Source organism: Streptomyces sp. CNH189, from assembly GCF_000527195.1.
Map to the genome: position 1 here is coordinate 1 of NZ_AZUS01000045.1, position 8150 is coordinate 8150.

Annotated in this window: 8 protein-coding genes; 5 read left to right on the forward strand and 3 right to left on the reverse strand. The window is 72.0% G+C overall.

Annotated elements, in window-relative coordinates; all coding sequences use genetic code 11:
• The first annotated feature begins 78 nt into the window (after positions 1-78).
• Together mmpB and B100_RS0133265 are read left to right on the forward strand one after the other, a co-directional pair.
• Positions 79-207: a morphogenic membrane protein MmpB gene (mmpB, locus tag B100_RS37945; RefSeq protein ID WP_467970416.1), complete on the forward strand. Its 129-nt coding sequence runs from the start codon at positions 79-81 to the stop codon at positions 205-207.
• 70 nt (positions 208-277) lie between these two features.
• Entirely contained in the window at positions 278-898 is a 621-nt protein-coding gene (locus tag B100_RS0133265) for a Maf family protein (protein WP_024888653.1), read from the forward strand.
• Here B100_RS0133265 and B100_RS0133270 read toward each other — a convergent pair.
• A complete protein-coding gene (locus B100_RS0133270; RefSeq protein WP_037724054.1) occupies positions 867-1397 on the reverse strand; it encodes a hypothetical protein in 531 nt (176 codons plus the stop codon). The two genes, B100_RS0133265 and B100_RS0133270, sit on opposite strands and share 32 nt — an antisense overlap.
• Before the next feature lie 364 nt (positions 1398-1761).
• On the opposite strand from B100_RS0133270, the gene B100_RS0133275 reads away from it, so the two are divergent.
• Complete coding sequence (locus B100_RS0133275) at positions 1762-3534, forward strand: ATP-binding protein (protein WP_024888655.1); 1773 nt, start codon at positions 1762-1764, stop codon at positions 3532-3534.
• A gap of 75 nt (positions 3535-3609) precedes the next feature.
• On the opposite strand, the gene B100_RS0133280 is transcribed toward B100_RS0133275, so the two are convergent.
• Both B100_RS0133280 and B100_RS0133285 read right to left on the reverse strand, forming a co-directional pair.
• On the reverse strand, positions 3610-4575 hold the full coding sequence (locus B100_RS0133280; protein WP_078541351.1) for a DeoR/GlpR family DNA-binding transcription regulator: 966 nt from the start codon (positions 4573-4575) through the stop codon (positions 3610-3612).
• 99 nt (positions 4576-4674) lie between these two features.
• A complete protein-coding gene (locus B100_RS0133285; RefSeq protein WP_024888657.1) occupies positions 4675-6123 on the reverse strand; it encodes an NAD(P)H-quinone dehydrogenase in 1449 nt (482 codons plus the stop codon).
• 87 nt (positions 6124-6210) lie between these two features.
• Here B100_RS0133285 and B100_RS0133290 point away from each other — a divergent pair, with 87 nt between their 5' ends.
• Together B100_RS0133290 and B100_RS0133295 are read left to right on the forward strand one after the other, a co-directional pair.
• Positions 6211-6648 carry a gamma-glutamylcyclotransferase family protein gene (locus tag B100_RS0133290; protein WP_024888658.1) on the forward strand — a complete coding sequence of 146 codons (438 nt, stop codon included), beginning with the start codon at positions 6211-6213 and terminating at the stop codon, positions 6646-6648.
• A gap of 81 nt (positions 6649-6729) precedes the next feature.
• Positions 6730-7554 carry a purine-nucleoside phosphorylase gene (locus B100_RS0133295; protein WP_024888659.1) on the forward strand — a complete coding sequence of 275 codons (825 nt, stop codon included), beginning with the start codon at positions 6730-6732 and terminating at the stop codon, positions 7552-7554.
• The last annotated feature ends 596 nt before the right edge of the window (positions 7555-8150 follow it).

The following is an 8150-nucleotide window of genomic DNA, read 5'->3' on the forward strand; positions in this document are numbered from 1 at the left end:
CCCTGCCCCGCCCCACCCCCGCCAAGTTGAGTACGCGTACTCAGGCGCCCTCCGCCGGCTCCGCCGCACGCTGGAGGAATGCTGTGGTCCGACCCCGAGAACAAGCCGCCCAAGGAACTGCGTGACACGCAGGAGATGCTGCGGCGGCTGGGCGTTCTCATGGCGCTGGCCATGGTGCTCGTGATGCTGGTGATCGGCGTGCGGTGAGAAGCGCCTCCCACCCCGCACGAGGCCGTCGCGGGATGAGCCGGACGGGCGACGTCGATACGCTGACCGTATGACAGATCAGCCGCGTCGCCGCCTCGTGCTCGCCTCCCAGTCCCCCGCCCGGCTCGGGCTGCTCCGCCAGGCCGGACTGGCCCCCGAGGTGATCGTCAGCGGGGTCGACGAGGACGCCGTCTCCGCCCCCACCCCCGCCGAACTGGCGCTCGCCCTGGCCGAGGCCAAGGCCTCCGTCGTCGCCGCGAAACCCGAGGTGAAGGGCGCGCTGGTGATCGGCTGCGACTCGGTCCTGGAGCTGGACGGCCAGGCCCTCGGCAAGCCCGCGGACGCCGAGGAGGCCACAGCGCGCTGGAAGGCCATGCGCGGCCGCACGGGCACCCTCCAGACGGGCCACTGCGTCTACGAGACGGCCGGCGGGCGCTACGCCTCAGCCACCGCTTCCACGGTCGTCCGTTTCGGTGAACCGTCCGACGAGGAGATCGCCGCCTACGTGGCCTCGGGCGAACCGCTGCACGTGGCCGGGGCGTTCACCCTGGACGGCCGCTCGGCCCCGTTCATCGACGGCATCGACGGCGACCACGGCAACGTGATCGGCATCAGCCTGCCGTTGGTACGGCGCCTGCTGGCCGAACTGGGCGTCGGCATCACGGAGCTGTGGGCGCCGCCGGAGGGCTGACCGGGGCGCCGGGTCCACCGGGCCCGGTCCCTTCCGCACCACCGGGCCCGGTCCCGTCCGCACCGCCGGGGCCGCCCTTCTCCGGGGCGGCGTCCGCGGGCGCGCCGGGCCGTCCGTCGTACGTCATCAGGAGCAGCACGATGAGCGTGAGGACGACGATCATGGCGAGGAACGCGGTCCAGTCGATCAGGCCCCAGGCGAAGGCGCCGAGCAGCGCGTGGACGACCGCGGCGCTGATCAGCAGCATCCGGCCGAAGCCGGCCGGGGCGCGGTCGCGCAGCGCGACCAGCAGGGCCACCAGGCCGCACGCGGCGAAGTAGAGCCCGAAGACCACTCCTCCGGCCTTCGACGACACCGCCATCATGTCCGGGTCCAGACCGGCCAGCGACATGTCCTGCCGGTCGACGACGACGCCCAGGAACCAGTTCACCGCCCCGATGCCCAGCGCCTCGGCGAACAGCACGAGCGCGACGATCCACGCCACCGGTCTGCGGACCACCGGCCCCCACCCACTTTCGAGCACGACTGTGGTTACCCCGAGTATGTTCGGGACGACGCGAAGGCTACTAACGGGTAAACGTCCGTACAAGGGTTCGGCGGAGGGCAAAGAATCATTGGGCCATTCGTAGGGACTCCACAAAGATTCGAAGTGGGCCGCAGCACGCTCTCACAGAGACCTTGACCACACAGGAGGGCTAGGGTTTCCGGGAGGAGTCCTGCGTACCGAGGTGCGACAAGGGATTTCGCGGGTCGAGCAAGCCTCGCATCACGCTCCGTGTGGGCAAGCTCACCACCGGGGACGGGTCGAAGTGCCGTGTCGGCAGTCCCTAAACTCGGCTTGTTTCAAGGAGGGAGCCTCAATCGTGCGCAAGGTGCTCATCGCCAACCGTGGCGAAATCGCTGTCCGCGTTGCCCGGGCCTGCCGGGATGCCGGAATCGCGAGCGTTGCCGTCTACGCCGACCCGGACCGGGACGCTCTGCATGTCCGCGCCGCGGATGAGGCGTTCGCCCTGGGCGGTGACACTCCGGCCACCAGTTACCTGGACATGGACAAGGTGCTGAAGGCCGCGCGGGAGTCGGGGGCCGACGCGATCCACCCCGGCTACGGCTTCCTCTCGGAGAACGCCGACTTCGCCCAGGCCGTACTGGACGCGGGCCTCATCTGGATCGGCCCGCCCCCGCAGGCCATCCGCGACCTGGGTGACAAGGTCGCCGCCCGGCACATCGCGCAGCGCGCCGGCGCTCCCCTGGTCGCCGGTACGCCCGACCCGGTGTCCGGCGCCGACGAGGTCGTCGCCTTCGCCGAGGAGAACGGCCTGCCGATCGCCATCAAGGCCGCCTTCGGCGGTGGCGGGCGCGGCCTGAAGGTCGCCCGCACCCTCGAGGAGGTCCCCGAGCTGTACGACTCGGCCGTCCGCGAGGCGGTCGCCGCCTTCGGCCGCGGCGAGTGCTTCGTCGAGCGGTACCTGGACAAGCCCCGGCACGTGGAGACCCAGTGCCTGGCCGACCAGCACGGCAACGTGGTCGTCGTCTCCACCCGTGACTGCTCGCTGCAGCGCCGGCACCAGAAGCTGGTGGAGGAGGCCCCGGCGCCGTTCCTCTCCGACGAGCAGGTCGCGGAGCTGTACCGCGCGTCCAAGGCGATCCTCAAGGAAGCCGGCTACGTCGGTGCGGGCACCGTGGAGTTCCTCGTCGGCAACGACGGCACGATCTCCTTCCTGGAGGTCAACACCCGTCTCCAGGTGGAGCACCCGGTCACCGAGGAGGTCGCCGGCATCGACCTGGTGCGGGAGATGTTCCGCATCGCCGACGGCGAGGAGCTCGGCTACGACGACCCGCAGCTGCGCGGCCACTCCTTCGAGTTCCGCATCAACGGCGAGGACCCGGGCCGGGGCTTCCTGCCCGCGCCCGGCACCGTCACCGCCTTCGACGCGCCGTCCGGCCCGGGCGTGCGCCTGGACGCGGGCGTGGAGGCCGGCTCGGTCATCGGCCCGGCGTGGGACTCCCTGCTGGCCAAGCTGATCGTCACCGGCCGCACCCGCAAGGAGGCGCTGGAGCGCGCCGCCCGTGCGCTGGAGGAGTTCAAGGTCGAGGGCATGGCCACGGCCGTCCCGTTCCACCGCGCGGTGGTGAAGGACCCGGCGTTCGCCCCCGAACTGACCGGCTCCACCGACCCGTTCACGGTGCACACGCGCTGGATCGAGACGGAGTTCGTCAACGAGATCAAGCCGTTCGCCGCGGCGGTGGACGCGGAGGCCGAAGAGGAGGCGGACCGCGAGACGGTCGTCGTCGAGGTCGGCGGCAAGCGCCTGGAAGTCTCCCTGCCGGCGTCGCTCGGCATGAGCCTGGCCCGTACCGGCCTCGCCGCCGGCGCCAAGCCCAAGCGCCGTGCCGCCCGCAAGTCCGGCCCGGCGGCCTCCGGTGACACCCTCGCCTCCCCGATGCAGGGCACGATCGTCAAGGTCGCGGTCGAGGAGGGCCAGGAGGTCAAGGAGGGCGACCTGGTCGTCGTCCTGGAGGCGATGAAGATGGAGCAGCCCATCAACGCCCACCGCTCCGGCACCGTCAAGGGCCTGAGCGCGGAGGTCGGCGCCTCCGTCACCTCCGGTGCGGCGATCTGCGAGATCAAGGACTGACACCCGCCGACGCGGCAGCGCCCGGCGCCCTCCCACGGAGGGCGCCGGGCGTCGTCACGTCCGGCGCCCTCCCGGTCAGCGCCGGCGCAGGTCCGCCACCCGGGCCGCCCGCTCGGCGCCCTGCCCCTGGTCCGCCGCGGCGCCCAGCGCCACGGCCGAACGCAGGCCGGGGGCTTGCCGCCTCGGACCCGGCAGCGGCACGTCACGGCGCTGCCGCCCCGATGGCGGGCCGTCACCTCCCGCGCTGCCGTTTCCCCCCGGCGCCCCCGCGACGGCGATCTGCACGCCCTGGTCCGCGAGCGCCTGAAGTTCGGTCGCCGCCCGGTCGTCGTGCGCGGGCGGTTCGTCCGTCACCAGGCGGGTGATCAGGTCGGTCGGCACGGTCTGGAACATGGTGTCCGTGCCGAGCTTGGTGTGGTCGGCGAGGACCACCACCTCGGCCGCCGCCTGCACCAGCGCCCGGTCGACGGACGCCGACAGCATGTTGGACGTGGACAGCCCGCGCTCGGCGGTCAGGCCACTGCCCGAGAGGAAGGCGCGGGAGACCCGCAGTCCCTGGAGGGACTGCTCGGCACCGCTGCCGACGAGGGCGTAGTTCGAGCCGCGGAGCGTGCCGCCGGTCATCACGACCTCGACCCGGTTGGCGTGGGCCAGCGCCTGGGCGACCAGCAGGGAGTTGGTGACGACCGTCAGCCCGGGCACCCGGGCCAGCCGGCGGGCCAGCTCCTGCGTGGTGGTTCCCGCGCCGACCACGATGGCCTCGCCCTCCTCCACGAAGTTCGCGGCGAGGTCGGCGATGGCGGTCTTCTCGGCGGTCGCGAGATGTGACTTCTGCGGGAAGCCGGACTCTCGCGTGAAACCACCCGGCAGCACCGCACCGCCGTGCCGGCGGTCGAGGAGTCCTTCTGCCTCCAGCGCGCGCACGTCCCGCCGTACGGTCACTTCGGAGGTCTGGACGACGCGGGCGAGCTCACGGAGCGACACGGCCCCGTTCGCTCGCACCATTTCGAGGATCAATTGGCGACGTTCTGCAGCGAACACGAAACTGACAGTAACGCCGACGACCGTCTGCTTTCAGCAGTTTGCGCTGAATAGCAGAAGTTGTTCGCACAGCCCCACAGCAAGTGGTATAGGGCGGTGTCAGCCTTCCCCGGCCGTCTTCCGGGTGTGCAACTGCCGTGCCACCTCGGCGATCGAGCCCGACAGCGAGGGGTACACGGTGAAGGCGTTCGCGATCTGTTCGACGGTCATGTTGTTGTCGACCGCGATCGAGATGGGGTGGATGAGTTCCGAGGCGCGCGGCGCGACGACCACACCCCCGACCACGATGCCGGTGCCGGGGCGGCAGAAGATCTTGACGAAGCCGTCGCGGATGCCCTGCATCTTGGCGCGCGGGTTGCGCAGCAGCGGCAGCTTCACCACGCGCGCGTCGATCTTCCCGCCGTCCACGTCGGCCTGCGAGTAGCCGACGGTGGCGATCTCGGGGTCGGTGAAGACGTTCGACGACACCGTCTTCAGATTCAGCGGAGCGACCGCGTCGCCAAGGAAGTGGTACATGGCGATCCGCCCCTGCATGGCGGCCACCGAGGCCAGGGCGAACACGCCCGTGACGTCACCGGCCGCGTAGACACCCGGAGCGGTCGTCCGCGAGACCTTGTCGGTCCAGATGTGACCCGAGTCGCGCAGCCGCACCCCGGCCTCCTCCAGGCCCATGCCCTCGGAGTTCGGGATGGCGCCCACGGCCATCAGGCAGTGCGAGCCGGTGATGACCCGGCCGTCCGCCAGCGTCACCTCGACCCGGTCCCCCACCCGCTTGGCGGACTGGGCACGCGACCGCGCCATCACGTTCATGCCGCGCCGCCGGAAGACGTCCTCCAGCACGGCCGCCGCGTCCGGGTCCTCGCCGGGCAGCACGCGGTCACGCGAGGACACCAGCGTCACGCGGGAGCCGAGGGCCTGGTAGGCGCCGGCGAACTCGGCACCGGTGACACCGGAACCGACCACGATGAGCTCCTCGGGAAGCTCGTCGAGGTCGTACACCTGCGTCCAGTTCAGGATCCGCTCCCCGTCGGGCTGCGCGTCCGGCAGCTCACGGGGATGCCCGCCGGTCGCGATGAGCACGGCGTCCGCGGTGAGCGTCTCCTCGCTCCCGTCGGCGGCGGTGACGACGACCTTGCGTGACCCGTCGAGCGCCTGCATCCCGTCCAGCCGCCCCCGCCCGCGCATCACACGCGCGCCGGCGCGCGTCACGGAGGCGGTGATGTCGTGCGACTGCGCCAGCGCGAGCCGCTTCACACGCCGGTTGACCTTGCCCAGGTCGACACCGACCACCCGCGCGGCCTGCTCCAGCGGCGGGGTGTCGTCGGCGACGATGATCCCCAGCTCCTCGTAGGAGGAGTCGAAGGTGGTCATCACCTCGGCCGTGGCGATGAGGGTCTTGGACGGCACGCAGTCGGTCAGCACCGACGCACCGCCCAGGCCGTCGCAGTCGACGACGGTCACCTCCGCGCCGAGCTGCGCGGCGACCAGCGCCGCTTCGTATCCGCCGGGTCCGCCACCGATGATCACGATCCGAGTCACGTACTCCATTGTCCCGCACACTTCACCGTGCGACCGCCCGGGGGTGCTCCCCCTCGGTCACATCGCCCCCGCCACCCCCTGCCGTACCCTTCCCCCATGTCGCTCTACGCCGCTTATGCCGGCAACCTCGACGCCCGGCTGATGTCCCGCCGCGCCCCGCACTCCCCGCTGCGGGCCACCGGCTGGCTCAACGGCTGGCGGCTGACGTTCGGCGGCGAGCACATGGGCTGGGAGGGCGCACTCGCCACCCTCGTCGAGGACCCCCTCTCCCAGGTCTTCGTCTCCCTCTACGACATCGCGCCGATGGACGAGGAGTCCCTGGACCGCTGGGAGGGGACCGGCCTGGACATCTACCGCCGCACCCGGGTCCGGGTGCACACCCTCGACGGTGAGGACCAGGCCTGGACCTACGTCCTCAACTCCTACGAGGGCGGACTGCCCTCGGCGCGCTACCTGGGCGAGATCGCCGACGCGGCGGAGTCCGCGGGGGCGCCCCACGACTACGTCATGGAACTGCGCAAGCGACCCTGCTGACGGAAACGACAAGACAACGATCGCCATCCCGTCACCTCCCACATCTACGCGCGTAGGCGAATACCGGCTACCCTCATCGACGTGAACGCTTCTCTTCTTCCGGACGACATCCAGGGCGACCCCTACGCCGCAGCCGACGCCGCCGCAGCCCGTCTGCGCGAACTCACAGGCGCCGAGACCCACGACGTCGCCCTCGTGATGGGCTCCGGGTGGGCCCCGGCCGTGGACGCGCTCGGAACCCCCGAGGCCGAGCACCCGGTCACCGAGCTGCCCGGCTTCCCGCCGCCGGTGGTCGAGGGCCACGGAGGCAAGATCCGCTCGTACCGCATAGGCGCGAAGCGCGCCCTGGTCTTCCTGGGCCGCACGCACTACTACGAGGGCCGCGGGGTGGCCGCGGTCGCCCACGGCGTCCGTACGGCGGTCGCGGCGGGCGCGAAGACGATCGTGCTGACCAACGGCTGCGGGGGTCTGCGCGAGGGGATGCGCCCCGGCCAGCCGGTCCTGATCAGCGACCACATCAACCTGACGGCGACCTCGCCGATCGTCGGCGCCAACTTCGTCGACCTCACCGACCTGTACTCCCCGCGCCTGCGCGCCCTGTGCAAGGAGATCGACCCCTCCCTCGAGGAGGGCGTCTACGCCCAGTTCCCCGGCCCGCACTACGAGACGCCGGCGGAGATCCGCATGGCGCGCGTCATCGGGGCGGACCTGGTGGGCATGTCCACCGTCCTGGAGGCCATCGCCGCACGCGAAGCCGGCGCCGAGGTCCTCGGCATCTCCCTGGTGACCAACCTCGCCGCCGGCATGACCGGCGAGCCGCTGAACCACGAGGAGGTCCTCCAGGCGGGCCGCGACAGCGCGACCCGCATGGGCGCCCTCCTGACCAAGGTCCTGGGCCGCCTGTAACCCCCTCTCCCTTGACAGCGAGGCTGTGCACCTGCGGCCGCGGGCGCCTTCGGCGGGGGTGGACTCCGACGATACCCGGCGTGGGTGCGGGCCGGGGGGATTCGGCCCACCTCGGCGCCGGCGAGGCGCCGCCGCGCCCCCCCATCGCCCCAGCGGCACGACTCCCCGCAGTCGGCGCGGACACCAGGCACCGGCGCGGGAGCGAGCCGGAGGTGTTCGCGCAGCCCGGCACTTACGGGGTGCCGCCGCGCCCACCCTCCCCCATCGCCCCAGCGGCACGACTGCCCGCGGTTGGCGGCAGCGGCGCCGCCTACGGCGGAGGGGGATGGCTGCCACGGTGTTGGTGCGGCCGCCGACGGCGGGGAGGGGACGGGGTGGGGGTGGGCGCCCGCAGCGGCTGGCGCGTCCGCACCCTGCACCACTCGAGACGCACTCTCGCGCCAGACCGAGGACGACCGCCCCCACCGCGGCCCCGCACCACCCACCGCCCGTAGGCGCTACGCCCGCCCCCACCACACCGCAACCCTGCGCCGCAGGCATGCCACCTCAGCCTCCACCGGGCCGCAGGCACGCGACCTCTGCCCCACCGGGCAGCA

Excerpts from the sequence above, each read along its gene's own strand:
- mmpB (WP_467970416.1), top strand. The coding sequence starts at position 79 with ATGCTGTGGTCCGACCCCGAGAACAAGCCGCCCAAGGAACTGCGTGAC.
- B100_RS0133265 (WP_024888653.1), top strand. The coding sequence starts at position 278 with ATGACAGATCAGCCGCGTCGCCGCCTCGTGCTCGCCTCCCAGTCCCCC.
- B100_RS0133285 (WP_024888657.1), bottom strand. The coding sequence starts at position 6,123 with ATGGAGTACGTGACTCGGATCGTGATCATCGGTGGCGGACCCGGCGGA.
- B100_RS0133290 (WP_024888658.1), top strand. The coding sequence starts at position 6,211 with ATGTCGCTCTACGCCGCTTATGCCGGCAACCTCGACGCCCGGCTGATG.